The organism is Cellvibrio sp. OA-2007 (assembly GCF_000953825.1).
Classification (GTDB): domain Bacteria; phylum Pseudomonadota; class Gammaproteobacteria; order Pseudomonadales; family Cellvibrionaceae; genus Cellvibrio.
On the sequence record NZ_BBUL01000062.1, the window covers coordinates 1 to 16,011 of the forward strand.

Annotated in this window: 14 protein-coding genes and 1 pseudogene; 10 read left to right on the top strand and 5 right to left on the bottom strand. The window is 42.5% G+C overall.

Going from position 1 to position 16,011, the window contains the following annotated elements:
- Together AWU77_RS02735 and AWU77_RS02740 are read right to left on the bottom strand one after the other, a co-directional pair.
- Positions 1-362, bottom strand: a 362-nt coding sequence (locus AWU77_RS02735) for a hypothetical protein (protein ID WP_202966614.1), incomplete at its 3' end; no start/stop codon positions are given.
- A gap of 497 nt (positions 363-859) precedes the next feature.
- On the bottom strand, positions 860-1,255 hold the full coding sequence (locus tag AWU77_RS02740; RefSeq protein ID WP_084617947.1) for a helix-turn-helix domain-containing protein: 396 nt from the start codon (positions 1,253-1,255) through the stop codon (positions 860-862).
- Positions 1,256-1,567: 312 nt separating this feature from the next.
- On the opposite strand from AWU77_RS02740, the gene AWU77_RS02745 reads away from it, so the two are divergent.
- The 8 genes from AWU77_RS02745 to AWU77_RS02780 all read left to right on the top strand — a co-directional run bounded on the left by AWU77_RS02745 (position 1,568) and on the right by AWU77_RS02780 (position 13,209).
- A complete protein-coding gene (locus AWU77_RS02745; protein WP_062058927.1) occupies positions 1,568-2,143 on the top strand; it encodes a restriction endonuclease subunit S in 576 nt (191 codons plus the stop codon).
- Between the two features lie 25 nt (positions 2,144-2,168).
- Positions 2,169-3,719, top strand: a complete 1,551-nt coding sequence (locus AWU77_RS02750; RefSeq protein WP_062058930.1) for a type I restriction-modification system subunit M — start codon at positions 2,169-2,171, stop codon at positions 3,717-3,719.
- On the top strand, positions 3,709-4,866 hold the full coding sequence (locus AWU77_RS02755; protein ID WP_062058933.1) for a restriction endonuclease subunit S: 1,158 nt from the start codon (positions 3,709-3,711) through the stop codon (positions 4,864-4,866). The genes AWU77_RS02750 and AWU77_RS02755 overlap by 11 nt, the downstream gene beginning before the upstream one ends.
- An 11-nt stretch (positions 4,867-4,877) precedes the next feature.
- Complete coding sequence (locus AWU77_RS02760; protein WP_062058936.1) at positions 4,878-6,362, top strand: hypothetical protein; 1,485 nt, start codon at positions 4,878-4,880, stop codon at positions 6,360-6,362.
- A gap of 174 nt (positions 6,363-6,536) precedes the next feature.
- Positions 6,537-8,090, top strand: a complete 1,554-nt coding sequence (locus AWU77_RS02765) for a hypothetical protein (protein ID WP_062058939.1) — start codon at positions 6,537-6,539, stop codon at positions 8,088-8,090.
- Between the two features lie 30 nt (positions 8,091-8,120).
- Entirely contained in the window at positions 8,121-11,420 is a 3,300-nt protein-coding gene (locus tag AWU77_RS02770) for a type I restriction endonuclease subunit R (RefSeq protein WP_062058942.1), read from the top strand.
- Between the two features lie 7 nt (positions 11,421-11,427).
- Positions 11,428-12,198, top strand: coding sequence for a M48 family metallopeptidase (locus AWU77_RS02775; protein WP_084617949.1), 771 nt, complete (start codon positions 11,428-11,430; stop codon positions 12,196-12,198).
- Positions 12,199-12,270: 72 nt separating this feature from the next.
- Positions 12,271-13,209 (top strand): hypothetical protein, encoded by a 939-nt coding sequence (locus AWU77_RS02780; RefSeq protein ID WP_062058945.1) that lies wholly within the window; start codon positions 12,271-12,273, stop codon positions 13,207-13,209.
- Positions 13,210-13,335: 126 nt separating this feature from the next.
- Here AWU77_RS02780 and AWU77_RS02785 read toward each other — a convergent pair whose 3' ends face one another.
- A complete protein-coding gene (locus AWU77_RS02785; protein ID WP_062058948.1) occupies positions 13,336-13,554 on the bottom strand; it encodes a helix-turn-helix domain-containing protein in 219 nt (72 codons plus the stop codon).
- Positions 13,555-13,633: 79 nt separating this feature from the next.
- Between AWU77_RS02785 and AWU77_RS02790 the strand changes: the two genes are divergently transcribed.
- On the top strand, positions 13,634-13,963 hold the full coding sequence (locus AWU77_RS02790) for a hypothetical protein (RefSeq protein WP_062058952.1): 330 nt from the start codon (positions 13,634-13,636) through the stop codon (positions 13,961-13,963).
- A gap of 141 nt (positions 13,964-14,104) precedes the next feature.
- Here AWU77_RS02790 and AWU77_RS02795 read toward each other — a convergent pair.
- Positions 14,105-14,362: pseudogene (locus tag AWU77_RS02795) on the bottom strand (secondary thiamine-phosphate synthase enzyme YjbQ); the annotation flags it as partial.
- A 326-nt stretch (positions 14,363-14,688) separates the two neighbouring features.
- Positions 14,689-15,033, bottom strand: coding sequence for a HopJ type III effector protein (locus AWU77_RS02800; protein WP_062058955.1), 345 nt, complete (start codon positions 15,031-15,033; stop codon positions 14,689-14,691).
- A 155-nt stretch (positions 15,034-15,188) separates the two neighbouring features.
- Between AWU77_RS02800 and maeA the strand changes: the two genes are divergently transcribed.
- Positions 15,189-16,011, top strand: an 823-nt coding sequence (gene maeA, locus AWU77_RS02805) for an oxaloacetate-decarboxylating malate dehydrogenase (RefSeq protein WP_152625242.1), incomplete at its 3' end; no start/stop codon positions are given.

Consider the following 16,011-nt stretch of genomic DNA (forward strand, 5'->3'; position numbering starts at 1 on the left):
TAAGGTGTCCGATATTCGCGGTAGGGATCAATGTTAAGAAAATCTATCTCTTCAGATGTTAGCCAATCCCTAAAATTGCAAAGGTCAGATGCGATACTTTCAAGCGTGCGATGCTTAGCTTGCAGCACGCCAGTCAGCTTGCTTAATAGATATCGATTTGCTTCCTTCCACGGCGATCCATCTGCATCAACCAGGATTGGGAAGTGATGAAAATGTTCGCTGTAAAAGCTATCGCTAAGTGATGCCCCGTACTGCAAGTTAATGCCATTCTTGTTGATGATAATTTCACTTTGGCTTACTTCTAATATCGTTGTCGGCTCATAGAGTTCAAGACGCCGCACAACCTCTAATCGTGCACCCATTTTCCTCACCTAAAATAAGGGCGTGCTTGCGCCAAGCGCCTGCGTAACCGCCATCGGATGTTTAAAAAGTGAGCCTGATATTTAACGACTAAACCTATGGGAGTGGTTTAGTTAGGCTGTATAAGTTCAGACTTTTGTGGCTTGCAACTTGACGTTGTTTTGAATGGATTAGAGAATGGAGTGGTCAGGGTGCCAAGCTTTGACGACTTTACGAGGGGTATGGGAGTGCAATCTCATGCCCCTTGTTCTCTAACCAATAGGCAATTAAGCGGTATTGATATTCACTGTACGCTCCTCAGTGTATTAATGACTCCGCCATGTTCAGGGCGGCGTTAAGTGAAATATTGATTTTGGAAATTAACTTTGTATTTATTGGTTATGTGCGCAAGAGGATTGCTTGACGGGCTAGTGAGTGTTGCGGATACTTTAGTTTCTCACGACGTAAGTATCATACTTGCATCACTAGCGGGGCGAACCTCAGGGGCGCTCCGTTTTTCTTAGCTGCTTGTTCCTCCGGCTGCTCGCAGATCTTTATCTTTATGCGCCCCCAACTCTAATGTCTTCCGCATGATGACAAGCTGGTTGTGGCTCAAATTACCCAAGCTGCCGCGCAGTTCATGTACAAATTCAAACTCTTCTAAAGACATGCTGTGTGGCAAGCGGAAGCTCGGCTCGGAAAGCTCAACCGCCCGCCATAGCTCGCATTCTTCATTGCCTGTCAGCTTCAATCGCTTAATCAACTTGTTCAGCACATCCCTGGATGGCGGTTTTTTACGGCCTCGTTCAAGAGAGCTGACATAGCAAGGATTAACCTCCATAGCATCCGCCATCTGCTTTTGTTGCAGATTTCGGCTGCGTCGAAGCTTTTCTAAATAGTGGCCAAAAGGTGTCATATAAGAATTTTTAGGCAATTTTTTTGGAGATTAAGGTAATGTTTTTGGGGTGGTCAAGCGCGAAAAAGTAACTTTGTTTACGTGGCCGCCACTAACATAATTGTTCGAGTGTTAACCATCAAAACTTATAACCCTATGAATTTATTAGGGTATTGATAAAAATAATTGAGGGTAAAGTTGATAGGTGAATTGACGGTAAAATATATTTCGCTTGTCTGAATTGCATGATTGCCATTGATGCAAAATATCCCTTGACGATTGCTTAAAGTGCAAGCAATATACTTGCATCATCGTCAATGAAGATATTTTTCCATGCAACTTAAACAAATCGCAAAGATAGCTGTAGGCTACCCGTTTCGAGGGAAAATCCCTGAAGTGGCAGGTACTCATGTGCTTGCGGTTCAGATGAAGGATATATCTGTCAGTGAAGGGATTAACTGGTCTACCTGTGTAGAAACCGAAACCCAAGGCAAGCGTGAACCGGATTGGCTTAGCGCTGGCAGCATCCTGTTTGTCGCTCGCGGCAGCAATAACTACTCGGTGCTGATTGATAGCTCGGTAGAGGGCAAAAAAGCCGTTGCTGCGCCGCACCTCTACATCATCACCCCAAAAAAGAAGGCGCTGCTGCCGGAATATCTCGCCTGGTATCTCAACCAAGAGCCTTGCTTGCGCTACTTTCAGCGTGAATCCGAAGGCACACTCACCAAGAGTATTCGCCGCGCCGCGCTGGAAGATACGCCCATAGCAGTGCCAAGCCTTGAGCAGCAAAAAAGCATAGTGGCGCTGGCCAATACCTTACGCAAAGAACAACAACTTCTCACCCAGCTTATTAGCAACGGGCAGCTGACTATGAATGCCATAGCCGCCCAGCTTGCCGCTGAAAACTAAATTTGAATTAAGAGGGACAACAAAAATGAATGATGTAACCAACAAACCAGATTCGCTACCACAAGCAGCCATCAGCCAAGACGCCATCAATAAAGCGCTCTGGAATGCCTGCGATACCTTTCGCGGTACCATCAGTGCAGACACCTATAAAGATTTCATTCTCACCATGCTCTTCCTTAAATACATCAGTGATGTATGGCAAGACCACTACGAGCTATACCAAAAAGAACATGGCGATGAGCCAGAATTAATTACCGAGCTAATGAAAGCCGAGCGTTTTGTATTGCCGCCAACCGCCAGCTTTTATTCGCTCTACCAACGCCGCCACGAGGCCGGTAATGGCGAACGTATCGACCAAGCTTTACATGCGATTGAAGAAAGCAACGGCACTAAACTGAAAAATGTATTTCAGGATATTTCGTTTAACACCGATAAGTTGGGTGAAGAAAAACAGAAGAACGATACCTTACGCCACCTGCTAGAAGATTTCGCCAAACCAGAATTAAACTTGCGTCCATCACTGGTGGGCGGCTTGGATGTAATTGGCAACGCCTACGAATACCTGATTAAAAACTTTGCTGCCAGCGGCGGTCAAAAAGCCGGTGAGTTTTATACCCCGCCAGAAGTGTCCGATTTAATTGCCGAGTTGGTAGACCCAAAAGAAGGTGACGAAGCTTGCGACCCAGCTTGTGGTTCTGCATCGCTGCTAATGAAACTTGGGCGCAATATCCGCGAAAAATTTGGCAGTAAAAAATACGCGCTCTACGGCCAAGAAGCCATTGGTTCTACTTGGTCACTCGCCAAAATGAATATGTTTTTGCACAGCGAAGACAACCATAAAATTGAATGGGGTGACACCATTCGCAACCCCAAATTATTAGATGCCGATGGCAATTTAAAATTGTTCGACATAGTAGTCGCCAACCCACCATTCAGCTTGGATAAGTGGGGCCATGACGACGCCGAGCACGATAAATATGGTCGTTTTCGCCGTGGCATTCCACCCAAAACAAAAGGCGACTACGCGTTTATTTCCCACATGATTGAAACCTTGAAGCCTAAGAGTGGCCGCATGGGCGTGGTTGTGCCTCACGGTGTACTGTTTCGTGGTAGCAGCGAATTAATCATTCGAACCAAGCTTATCGACGAAAACCTGTTAGACGCTGTAATAGGTCTACCTGAAAAATTGTTTTATGGTACTGGCATTCCAGCGGCTATTCTGATTTTCCGCAAAGACCGCACAGCGGCGAATACAGATGTTCTCTTTATAGATGCCAGCCGTGAATTCAAAGCCGGTAAAAACCAAAACCTGCTTACGCAAGAAAATATTGAAAAAATTGTAGCGACTTATCGCAGCCGCGAAGCGTTAGATAAATATTCATACCTTGCCAGCCTTAAAGAAATTCAGGAAAACGACTACAACCTGAATATTCCACGCTATGTGGATACCTTTGAAGAAGAGGAAGAAATTGATTTGATGGTGGTGCGTAAAGAGCGCGAACAACTAAAAGCGCAGTTGGCAGATCTTGAGGTTGAGATGGCGAAGTATTTGGAGGAGTTGGGATATGGTGCCTAGTGGATGGCATGCTAAGCCCTTAGCAGATATTGTAAGAGAAAAAATTTCTTACGGAATCGTGCAAGCCGGCCCGCACGTTTTGGATGGTATACCCTACATCAAAAGCTCTGATGTTAGAGGAGCGATAAATCCCGAAACATTGCAAAGAACAAGCCGTGAAATTCATTTCAAATACAGACGGTCGTCGGTTCATCCTGGCGATATTGTATTCTCTCTTCGCGGAAATATTGGAGAGTTGGCTATTGTTCCTGATGATTTGCCCGAGGCAAATTTAACTCAAGGGACTGCTCGAATTGCTGTTTCAGAAGACCAGTGCAATCAATTTCACTACTATCAACTTGCATCTGAAAAAATTCTAAATCGCATTAATACTTTGAGTAAAGGTAGTACATTCAAGGAAATCTCATTAGAGGAACTTAGGAAAGTAAAAGTTCTTTGCGCTCCAATAGAAGAGCAAAAAAAAATCGCCAAAATACTTTCTGTGTGGGATAAAGCCATCACCACTACCGAACAGCTACTTGCCAATAGCCAGCAACAGAAAAAAGCCTTAATGCAGAAATTGCTTACGGGTAAGGTGCGGTTGTTAGATGAGAATGGAGTCAGGTTTGAGGGGGGGTGGGATCGACTTGAGCTTGGTGAGCTTCTTGACTATGTGCAACCAACACCTTACTTAGTTAAGTCAACCGAATACAGCGATGAGTATGAAACTCCAGTATTAACCGCTGGAAAAACGTTTATTCTTGGCTATACGAATGAAGAGTTTGGAATCTATAAGGAATCGCTTCCTGCAATTATTTTTGATGATTTCACTACGGATAATAAGTTTGTAGATTTCCCATTTAAAGCAAAATCAAGTGCGATGAAGATATTGACCGCTAAAAATGGCGTTTCGATCAAGTATGTGTTCGAGGCAATGCAAATGTTAGATTTTGCAATTGGCGGACATCAACGACACTGGATATCTATTTACTCTAATCTAACTATTCCGGTGCCCAAAGAGGAAGAACAACAAAAAATCGCAGACGTTTTATCAATGGCTGACCAAGAAATATATGCATTTCAAAACAAGTTAAAACTATTGCAGCAAGAGAAAAAGGCTTTAATGCAGCAGCTATTGACGGGTAAACGTAGGGTATTAATTAACTAAGAGGGAATTTTATGGCGATTAAAAATCAAGTAATAGAATCCGTTAATAACATATTTAGCTATGCAAATAAGTGGGATCCTGAAAAATTATCCCCTATGGCGCATAAAGAATACTCATTGACTCAATTTAAAAATGAGCTTCTAGAGACTATTAATGCGATTCAAGCGAACGTAATTGACGACGCTAACAGTTTGGTATTACACGATTTGTTTACCAATTTGAATAAAATTTCATCCCATATAGCGAACGCACACAATAACCAGTCTTATTTCGTCGCCTGCGTTGACGCATATTTTTTGGTATTAAAAACCCTAAATGAATTTGGATATCTAAACTCGAGACTGGACGGCATAATAGCTCGATCGCTGTCTGATCGAAAAAATGCCGCCACTGCTTTTGAAGAAATCATTAAAATTGTAAATGATGTAAAAACATTAAAAGCACAAGCTGAGGAGCTGAAATTAGAGATTTATAATTTGCACGAAGAGTGCTACGGCGAAGGGGATCCATTGATAGAAAAAATTGAATCAATAGGTAAAAGATATGACGAGCTATTTGCAGAAAACGGGGTGATTGAGCAAATAGAGTCTGCTCAAGCCAAATCAGAGAGCTTGCTTGTTGAAATTGAAGGCTATCATGAGCATCTACTTGTCGGAGATGAAAAGGAAGAATCTTTAAAATCAGAGATTACCGAGATGGCTCAGGATATCGGCAAGAAACAAAGACATATTGAGGCATTTATAGCTGAGTATATAGACGGCTATGTGTTGCCGGAAGATGAAAAGAGTGATGATGCCAAGATAAAGCCATCAAAAAAGCAGCAGGTCGATGAGCTTCATCAAAGATTTACAAAATATATCAACGATGAAAAATCTCAGATTAACACCTATAAGACGGAGTTTTTCAGTTATGAAAACAGTAAGAAATTAGAAATCGAAGCGCTATTAAAAAGTGCAACTAATGCTAGCTTGGCTAGTTCTTTTGAAAAATTGAAAGAGGAAATTCAAAAGAAGCGAGAATATGCTGAAAAATTGTTTTATGTTGGATTGGCTTTAGTTATATCGGCAATAGCACTTCCATATGTACCAAAATTAAGCGCTGTAATATTTGAGGCCGATGATGTCTATTTCAATTTATTAAAACGGATTACCTTAACCACTCCATTTATTTGGTTTTCAATTCACCAATCATTAAAGGTCTCGCAATATTTTAGGCTAGAGCAAGAGTACGCCCACAAAGAAGTCGTTTCTCGAAGCTTTGAGGGCTACAAGTCTCAAGTCCTGGAACTTTATAGTGACACTGGTGCGAGCAATCAGCTTTTAGAACGATTATTGAGTGGTGCGATTGGCGCAATCGCTAAAAATCCAATTGAATTTTTGGACAAATCCAAAACTACCTCACTACCTTCAGATGCGATTGTTGATGGGATTGCAAAGCCGGTTACAGAAGCCGCAAACAGTGCAATAAGCGCTGTGGTCAATAAGATAAAACCTTAACGCTAGAGTAAAAATACAAATTAATTGGGCGAAATGGAAAGCTTCGAGCAAGCAATGGTTATGGTAATGATCCATTTCCGCCTAAAGGTCTGATTAAGAATTGTTCAAGTAGAGATTTTATTTAATTTTGCGCGATATAAATATAAGGCAAAAATTAATTTGAAGGAGAGTGGAATGAGACTGGGTTTATTTTTTGGTGCAGGAGCAGAAACAGGTTATGGCCTTCCCAGCGGAGGGAAGTTTGCAATTGATCTGTTTCGTCAGGATACAAGCATATACAAAACTGCACTAAGACGGCAGTTGCAAAATATTGATGCACGATCAGCTTATGCAAGTAACTGGTTGCCACAAGGCTATGCCGATAAGCGAATACATGCATTCGGGCGCAATGAATTCACCAGCTTAATTGAATCTTCTATTGAGTATAAAAGAGCTGAAATAGTTCGCAGGCTCAATAATTTTGACCAAGAATGTGATAACGCAATTCTCGAACTTGGAATCGAGAGAGTCCGCTTGGAAAGTAAATTCTCTGAGCTCATTGAAAGCGCATTTGGAGAGCGCGTTTATACTCACGCTATACGTTTAAATCAAATGCTTGCGCGCGATGTTCAACTGTTCGGATCAGAATATTATTCTGCCATGTTAGATGTGGTTCGTCGGGAAGAGCATTGTGATGACCTCAAGAGATATGCAACATCATTTTTGCAACTTCTGGTTGGTGCTCATGGTCAAGATTTGGTGCAAAAATTAAATCAAGAATTATTTGAAGCCGCACCAGATGACTTACCTATTTTTGATGATATTGCTGGGATGTTTAAACTGGAGTTTAATCGAATAGGAACAACAGCCTTAGAGCTTTTGTTAGAAGAAAACAGAGATTTTAATACGGGCGAAGATGCGGGTATTTTGGATTTACTATGCGCTATCGCTCAAAAAGTTCTTGAGAATATATTTACTACCGTACTAGATTATCAAAAGTTAATAGATGACCATTTTAGGTATTTATTCTCACCATCTACTGAGTGGGCAAAATTCACTAAAATGGTGGTCTTTTTACAGACTGCCCGTAATTATATTAGTGCGCAAGCACCTGATCTAGCCTCATTGGCAAGTACAGGTTACTACCATGATTTGGCAAGTTTACCTGCTGGCCATGAGCTATCTGTTATTGGTACAGCTAATTACAATAGCATTCTTGATTCTGTTGCAAATGCAATGGGAATTAGCTTGCCTCAAGTGCTTCACTTGAATGGCAGTACGCATGATTACTACAATCCATATAAAAACAGTGTAGTAACTACGGTCAACGCTGATGATGTTCCGCAAGACCAAATACATGTCCCTTTTATTTTGACCCAAAGTGGCCTCAAGCCTTTGACTTCTGTTGCCATGTCACGACGATATGTTCAGCTATTTGATGGCTATCGAAACTCGGATGCAATAATTGTTATTGGTTTTGGCTTTCACAAAGATGATAGTCATATTAACGGACTTTTCAGAGAGTTAGTTGAGGTCGAACAAAAACAATTGTATGTGATTTCGCGTAGCTCTAGCGGATCATCACAAGAGCAACAACGGCAAATCATGAAGAGATTGAGAATTGCGAATGAATTTAGAGATTTAGTGAAAGTGATTTCTGTTGACTCTCGAACTAGATCATCTCAGGAGGGCTTGTGGTTGCAGTCAGTATTACAAGATATGCAGAATGGGGCAGCACAGCAAGCCTAGCATTGTATTTTAAGATCACCGGAATAATTAATGCAGAACACTCCAAAATTCCAAGAAGAATACAGTGCGAAAATCCCTGCACTGACACTGCTCATCAATACAGGCTGGCAATTCCTTTCGCCCGAGCAAAACATCCAGGCGCGTAACCAAAACGCCAGCGAGGTGGTATTGCGTGAAGTGTTGCGTAAGGAACTGAAAAAGCGCCGCTTTACATTTAATGGCAAAGAATACCCACTAAGCGATAAGGCTATTGATAATTTATTAAGTGAGGTCTGTAGCCCCGCACTTAACGAAGGTTTGGCGGTCGCCAATGAGCGTATTTACAACCATTTGCTATACGGCATTTCGGTTACTGAATTTGTGGATGGGAAAAAAGCCAACCCAACTATTGCCCTGATTGATTGGCATGACCTTAGCAATAATAGCTTTCTCTTTACCGAAGAGTTCGGAGTGCTGCGTACAAACGGCATAGATAGCCGCCGGCCAGATATTGTGTGTTTCGTAAATGGTATTCCTTTGGCGGTGATAGAAGCCAAACGCCCCGATGGGAATGCGCAAAAAGGCCCGACTATTGACGAAGGTGTTTCGCAAAATATTCGCAATCAACGCAATGATGAAATCCCCCAGCTATTTGCTTATAGCCAGTTGCTCCTATCCATCAATGGCTTGGAAGGCCGTTACGGCACCCAAGGCACAGCCAAAAAGTTCTGGGCAGCATGGGTAGAAGAAGATATTTCCGACGCCGAGTTTTACACCGTAAAAAATAAAAAATTAAATACTGAGCAATTGGATTCTATTTTTAGTTATCGCCCCGCATCGCAACGCCGTTGGTATGAACAGTTGATTGCCGGTGGCGACTTGCACGTGACTGGGCAAGACAAAATGATTATGAGTTTATTATCTCCAGCGCGCCTTCTGGAGATTACTCGCTACTTTGTCTTGTTTGATAAAAAGGCTGGGAAAATCATTGCTCGTTATCAGCAAGTATTTGGTATTAAGCGCTTAATCGAGCGCATTAATAAAAAGCGGCCAGACGGTGGCCGTGAAGGTGGGGTTATTTGGCATACCACTGGCTCGGGTAAATCCTTCACGATGGTGTTTTTATCCAAGGCCTTGATTCTGCACGACTCATTAAAGCAATGCCGTTTGCTGATAGTTACCGACCGCGTGGATTTGGAATCGCAGCTCAGCAAAACCTTTAGCAGCGGTGGCGAACTCAGCAGTAAAAAAGATAAAGAAGCTGCAATGGCAACTTCTGGCAAGCGCTTAGCCGAACAAATTGGCAAAGGCAATGAGCGAATTATTTTCTCATTGGTTCAAAAGTTTAACTCCGCTGCAAAATTGCCCGAATGTTACAACCCGAGTCACGACTTTATTGTACTGATTGATGAAGGCCACCGGAGTCAGGGCGGTGAAAACCATATTCGTATGAAGCTGGCTTTACCTAATGCGGCCTTTGTTGCATTTACTGGCACACCGCTACTGAAGGACGATAAAACTACAAGCAAATTCGGTTCTATTGTACATGCCTATACCATGCAGCGCGCCGTAGAAGACCAAACTGTTACGCCTTTGCTCTACGAAGAGCGCATACCTGATTTAGATGTAAATGCCAGAGCAATTGATACCTGGTTTGATCGTATTACGGCGAAATTAACCGACGACCAAAAAGTAGATTTAAAAAAGAAGTTTGCACGTAAGGGCGAGATCTATCGCGCAGAAGACCGCATCCGGCTTATTGCTCTCGATATTGCGAATCACTTCACCAATAACATTGTGGATGGATTAAAGGGGCAAGTCGCATGCGATAGCAAACAATCGGCAATCCTCTACAAAACCTTTATAGACGAAGCTATTGCGTTATTTGAGCCAGACAAACAATTTGAAACTGCGGTGGTCATGTCTCCCCCAGACACCCGAGAAGGCAACACGGATGTAGATGAGGCGAGCATTCCACTGGTCGCCAAATGGTGGAAGGAGAATGTCGGTACCCAGGATGAACAAGCCTACACCAAAGAAATTGTTCGCCGTTTTGAGCAAGACGAAATACTCAAGCTAATTATCGTGGTTGATAAATTGCTAACAGGTTTCGATGAGCCGAAAAATACTGTGCTTTATATAGATAAGCCTTTAAAAGAGCACAATCTAATCCAGGCTATCGCTCGGGTAAATCGCCTGCACGAGAAAAAGAAATTTGGTTTGCTGATTGACTACCGTGGCATTTTGGCAGAACTGGATACCACTATCGCCAAATATCAAGACCTGGCTAGCCGCACGCAAGGCGGCTTTGATATCAACGATATCGCCGGTCTCTACAACCAAATGAGCACGGAATATAAAAAGCTGCCCATGCTCTACAAAGAGTTGTGGGCAATTTTCAAAGATGTAAAAAACAAGCAAGACAATGAACAGCTTCGCCAAGTGCTTGTGCCCAAAATGCAAGAAGTAAATGGGGAATTGGTGGATGTTAACCTAAAAGTCCGTGAGGATTTTTATGAGGCATTAACACAATTCTCAACCTGCCTAACCGTCGCTTTACAATCTGTTACTTTTTTTGAAGATAAAAGCTTTACCGATGCAGACCGCAGCCATTACAAAGAAACCTTAAAACAATTCTCAAGCTTACGCCAAATTGCCAGGAATGATGCGGGCGAGACCGTTCGTTACGACGAATATGCTGATCAAGTTAAAAAGCTTTTAGATAAGCATGTTGTGGGCGTGGGTGTTAAAGAGCCAGCCGGTGTTTATGAAGTAGGTAAGATGGGCGTAAAGCCAAAGCCTGAAGACTGGAATGAGGAGAAAACCCGCAACGAAACCGACATTATTAAAACTCGTATCACCAAAATGATCGAGCAAGAGTTGCGTGATGATCCCTACGCTCAGGAAGCTTTTTCAAAACTGTTGCGTAAAGCCATCGAAGAGGCCGAGAGCCTTTTTGATCACCCATTAAAGCAATATCTGCTATTCAAAGAGTTTGAAGAGAAAGTTGCTAACCGGCAGTTAGATGAGTTGCCCGATAGTTTTAAGGGCAACCGCCACGCGCAGGCTTATTTTGGTGTGGCCAAAAAAACAATGCCTGACCTGTTTGCGCAGTTAGATGAACAGGCCCAAGCTAAATGGGTTCAGCTGGCGTTTGAAGTTGATGAAATGGTGAACGTCTCTGTTGCTGAAAACTCCATCAACCCGCAAAGCATCGAATCTGATATTCGTAAAAAATTGCTACCTAGAATTTTTAGCGAATGTAAGAGCATTGGTGCAGGGATGGATCAGGCAAAGGCCATCGTCGAGTTAATTGTACAAATCACGCGTGTTGGTTTGGGGGCTGTTTGAGTTTCGTATGAACCTCGCCATTGTGCAGCCCGCAATCAAGAAAGCTCCTCGCAAGCCAAGTGAGCATTCACTTGTGTATGGTGATGAGATTATTCGCTTTACACGTGAGGAACGCACCAGCGGTGTTCAGCGTGTACTTATTCAAGTGCACCCCGACTGCTCGGTCATAGTTCAAGCACCCAGTAGTGCATGTCAAGAGGATGTTATTGCTGCGGTAAAAAAACGAGTGCGTTGGATTTATAGCCAACTTAGAGCCTTTAGGGCGCAGCTGGAGCACAGCACGCCACGCAAGTTTGTCAGTGGCGAAAGCCATTACTACTTAGGTAAACAATACGTCCTTAAAGTACTTGAAATAAACGATCTACCACCTTACGTAAAATTACTGCGGGGGAAGATCGAAGTAGGCCTTTCACAAAAAAATGGCGATAACGTAAAAGCATTGTTGGATGCCTGGTACAAAGAGCGCGCCAAAGATGTTTTCCATCGCCGCCTAGATGCAGTTATCGAACAAGCACTATGGGTTAAAAATAGTTTGCCACTGCGCATTCAAGTCATGCAAAAACAATGGGGCAGCTGCTCCCCAAGTGGCAGGCTCACACTCAACACCCATTTAGTAAAAGCTCCGCGCGAATGCATAGACTACGTAATCCTCCATGAGCTCTGCCACATAGCCGAACACAATCACAGCAAAAAATTTTACCGATTAATGACGCAAGTTATGCCGAATTGGGAAAAGGTGAAAGCTAAGCTGGATGGGATGGTTGAGAGAATTTTTTAGGTTTATGAATGTGCTTCAAAAAGAGTAAGATAGTTAGTTATTAAGAAACATTGATTTAGTGGTGAAAACCTTATGTATACCGAATCAGAATGGAAAGTCATTTTTAACAACATCGAAAGTAATTCAATTAATCTTTTTCACGCAAAAGATGTTGTTGATGTTTACAAAGACAAGAATACAAGATTTAAAATTAAAATAATTGATTCCAATTACTCCATAAACGCAAAAGTTTATAGAAGTGGTGAATCTGAATACACAATTGAAATGTTTGGTGGGCTCGTTATTGCGCTTTATAACTTATCTACTGATGCAATGGATAAGTTTCCTCATATGTTTAAAAATTATGATAAAAATGACGCCGAAACTAAAGAATATTTAAGACAATATTTGTTCTATGCGTGGTTTGACTTCATCGCATTTCACGAGTGGTCGCATGCTTTGTGTGGACATCTAATTTTAGGTGAAGGGAAGTCTTTATGGACAGAATTTAGAGTTCATTCAAATCAAGATAAATTGAGTTGCTACGCATCAATGAGACTTGAGGCTGAAGCTGATTCCTATGCGACAAAGTTTGTTTTGGCGAGATTTATTGATATTTTGCCTTCATTGCGGCAGATGGCCACAAAAGACCAAGTTGAAACGGATTATTATATTGATCATTTGTTTATTTATTTCGTGCTTTTTGATTTTTTTGGGACGCTTATAGATCCAAAAAAGGATTCAAAAGTTGAAAGCACTCACCCGGAGCCGTTCCATCGATCATTTATTTTTGCATCTTTCACAATGGGTGTTTTCAAGGACATTAAGGGAATTTCTCCACTCTCTGTTCCCGAGGTAAACGATATAATTAGCAAAGCAACACTTGCGCACTATGTTTTGTCAGAAAAAATGAGTGGTGATGATTTTTTTATTAAAATGATGTCGGCGGCGGCTTTTATGGGCACCGTTGATGACACTCTTGCTACTTTGAATATAAAGGATTATAGAATTTGTAAAACCCAAAAACTGTAGTGCATTTATGTGCACTAAAAAAGTATTGATCTTTCATCGATCTCAGTGCCACCTCAAGCGGCGGGCTGGTGGAAGTTCAGCAGGGGGGATCTGCATGAAGACTGAGAAATAAAGTTGATAGCACTTTTATTGTATTCGACTAAACAGGTCTACGACTGTTATACCCAAGGCGTCACTCAACTGGTAAATCTTGGTTAAGGTGACGTTTTTCTCGCCACGCTCGATGTGCCCCATGTAACTGCGATCTATACCCGCCAAATCAGCAAAGGCTTCTTGGGAAAGTCCTCTTTCTTTTCTTAGCTCTCGAACCGCCTTGCCAAATGCCACTTGATGTAAATCTTTCATGTTTGTCCAGCTTAAAAGCTAGAACTATCAAGTTTCACAGCTTATTATTCCACGGACTAAAACTCCCATTTTGGGTGCCATGAAAGCGCCTAAAGGTGGGGCTAATGAGGATTTTATGATGATAGTGGTTGAAAAGAGCGTTGATCGAATTGAGACAGGGCGTTGCTGGGCAGCGTTGAATGATGATTATGTGGTTGCCATTGTATCGATGAGGCCGCCTAGAGACGTGGAAATGGATACATATCGCACGCATGCTATAGAGGCATTGCAAGTCCTGGGAAAGGTTCTTTCTGGGGATGTGGTGGAAATTGACGGGAAGAAAGTCTTTTGTAAGCGGTTATCGCATAAGAATAGAAGTAAGAACTCTCAAGCCATTCGTGCTCCTAAAATGTATCAGTTTTTGGAATGAGCAAGGAGTGTCAATGCTGGGTGAAATCCGATGACTTATTTACTTGGAATAGACCGGGCTAATCTTGAACTAACTGATTAATTGGTGTCCATAACCATTTATATGTCCATATTCGAGTTAAGCGATGTATATAACCCGTACATCGCTACCTTCATCGTTATGCAAATAATAGTGTTCATCTTCCGGTACTGCGCGATTAAAAAAGCTTTCAAAATCTTTGCGCACCGTGGGGTCGGCATTTTCATTTATCGTTAATGATGCTGATGTATGTTTGATGAGAATATTCAGCAAACCGATTTTGTATTTACTCAGTTCAGGTAACTGCCGCAGGATTTCATCGGTGATCAGATGAAATCCGCGAGCGCGAGCAGTTAAACGAAGTTCTTTTTGTGTCCACATAAATATCATTACTGCTTGGTTGATGGGGTAGAGCAGGCCTCGGGAATGTGGCCGATAACTTTTGAGTCTGCACAGGCACTACAGGCGTTGCTGTAGGTTTTTTGCTCTGTGGAGGGGCAAGGGGTGGTTACGCAACGGACACCAGTATCCTTTGTTGCACAAACTGGCCGGTAATCTCTGGTGCATATTTGCGGTCGCTCTTCTGGGCAATTTGTCAGTTCTGGTTTTGGTGTGCTTTCTGTGAGCGTGGGTGATGAAGTACAAGCCGTGAGGCTGACGGTGATCACAATAAGTCTTAATAAATAGAGCATTGCGTCCTCCAAAAATCACTTTTTGTTTAATGCATTACCGTCAAATGTTATGCCACTCCAGCCAGATTGCATAAAGTTACGAATGTTTTGATGGTCTTGTGCGTCGGGATGTTGCAGTACATCAACTCGGTAATAATCCCCAAAACATACCAGCGTTTGTGCTTCGGTCAGATTGTGTAATTGGGCGAATGAAAACAATTTACATGAGCCGGAATTTTGCCCTGCCTCATTTTTGAGTGAACCGTTTTGAAATGCAGTGGGAGTGAAATCGTAATTTTCTTCAATTACCGCAATTGTTTCAGCAAAGTGTACAGCGTTGGGGTTTGAGTTAATTTTTTCGATAAATGTATCAATGCTCATGGTTATCTCACGTAATTTAAAAGAGGTTGATGAAGTGGGCTGCAGGTATTTTACCCTTCGATAGTGCAAATTAATAATTGTTATTCCTTTGCTGGTTGTTCCAAGGCAATTGCGCTATGGTTGCATTAAACCCATTGCAATGGTCAGTGAATGCCATGACGAAAAAACGTCCAATCTATATTCCTTTTGCTGGGCCTGCATTATTGGAAGCGCCCTTATTAAATAAGGGAAGTGCTTTCACCCTGCGTGAGCGGCAGCAATTTAATCTTGAGGGCCTGTTGCCCTACAATATAGAGACAATCGAAGAGCAAGAGGCGCGGGTTTATCAGCAGCTTTGCTCATTTGAGTCGCCCATCGATAAGCATATTTATCTGCGCAATATTCAGGATACTAACGAGACTGCTTATTTTCGTTTGGTTACGGATCATCTGGCAGAGATTATGCCCTTGATTTACACACCTACAGTCGGTTTGGCTTGCCAGCAGTTTTCTAAAATATACCGGCGTAAACGCGGTTTGTTTATCTCTTATCCCGATCGCGATCGCATCGATGATATGTTGCAAAATGCGACCAAACAAAACGTCAAAGTGATCGTGGTTACCGATGGCGAGCGTATTTTGGGTTTGGGTGATCAAGGTATTGGCGGCATGGGTATTCCGATCGGCAAGCTCGCGCTCTATACCGCCTGTGGTGGTATCAGCCCTGCGTATACCTTGCCGGTTATGTTAGATGTGGGCACTAATAATCCTGCGCTATTGGATGATCCAATGTATATGGGATGGCGACACCCGCGTATTACGGGCGACGAGTATTACCAATTTGTTGATGAATTCATTCAGGCCGTTAAAGTTCGTTGGCCCAATGTACTGCTCCAATTTGAAGATTTTGCGCAGGATCATGCAACTCCGCTTTTGAGCGTGCGCCGTGATAAGGCGGCGCTTTCCCCGTGGGTGAAAATCCCACTCGGCTATCGCTCCA

Excerpts from the sequence above, each read along its gene's own strand:
- AWU77_RS02740 (WP_084617947.1), bottom strand. The coding sequence starts at position 1,255 with ATGACACCTTTTGGCCACTATTTAGAAAAGCTTCGACGCAGCCGAAAT.
- AWU77_RS02745 (WP_062058927.1), top strand. The coding sequence starts at position 1,568 with ATGCAACTTAAACAAATCGCAAAGATAGCTGTAGGCTACCCGTTTCGA.
- AWU77_RS02750 (WP_062058930.1), top strand. The coding sequence starts at position 2,169 with ATGAATGATGTAACCAACAAACCAGATTCGCTACCACAAGCAGCCATC.
- AWU77_RS02755 (WP_062058933.1), top strand. The coding sequence starts at position 3,709 with ATGGTGCCTAGTGGATGGCATGCTAAGCCCTTAGCAGATATTGTAAGA.
- AWU77_RS02760 (WP_062058936.1), top strand. The coding sequence starts at position 4,878 with ATGGCGATTAAAAATCAAGTAATAGAATCCGTTAATAACATATTTAGC.
- AWU77_RS02765 (WP_062058939.1), top strand. The coding sequence starts at position 6,537 with ATGAGACTGGGTTTATTTTTTGGTGCAGGAGCAGAAACAGGTTATGGC.
- AWU77_RS02770 (WP_062058942.1), top strand. The coding sequence starts at position 8,121 with ATGCAGAACACTCCAAAATTCCAAGAAGAATACAGTGCGAAAATCCCT.
- AWU77_RS02775 (WP_084617949.1), top strand. The coding sequence starts at position 11,428 with ATGAACCTCGCCATTGTGCAGCCCGCAATCAAGAAAGCTCCTCGCAAG.
- AWU77_RS02780 (WP_062058945.1), top strand. The coding sequence starts at position 12,271 with ATGTATACCGAATCAGAATGGAAAGTCATTTTTAACAACATCGAAAGT.
- AWU77_RS02785 (WP_062058948.1), bottom strand. The coding sequence starts at position 13,554 with ATGAAAGATTTACATCAAGTGGCATTTGGCAAGGCGGTTCGAGAGCTA.
- AWU77_RS02790 (WP_062058952.1), top strand. The coding sequence starts at position 13,634 with ATGAAAGCGCCTAAAGGTGGGGCTAATGAGGATTTTATGATGATAGTG.
- AWU77_RS02800 (WP_062058955.1), bottom strand. The coding sequence starts at position 15,033 with ATGAGCATTGATACATTTATCGAAAAAATTAACTCAAACCCCAACGCT.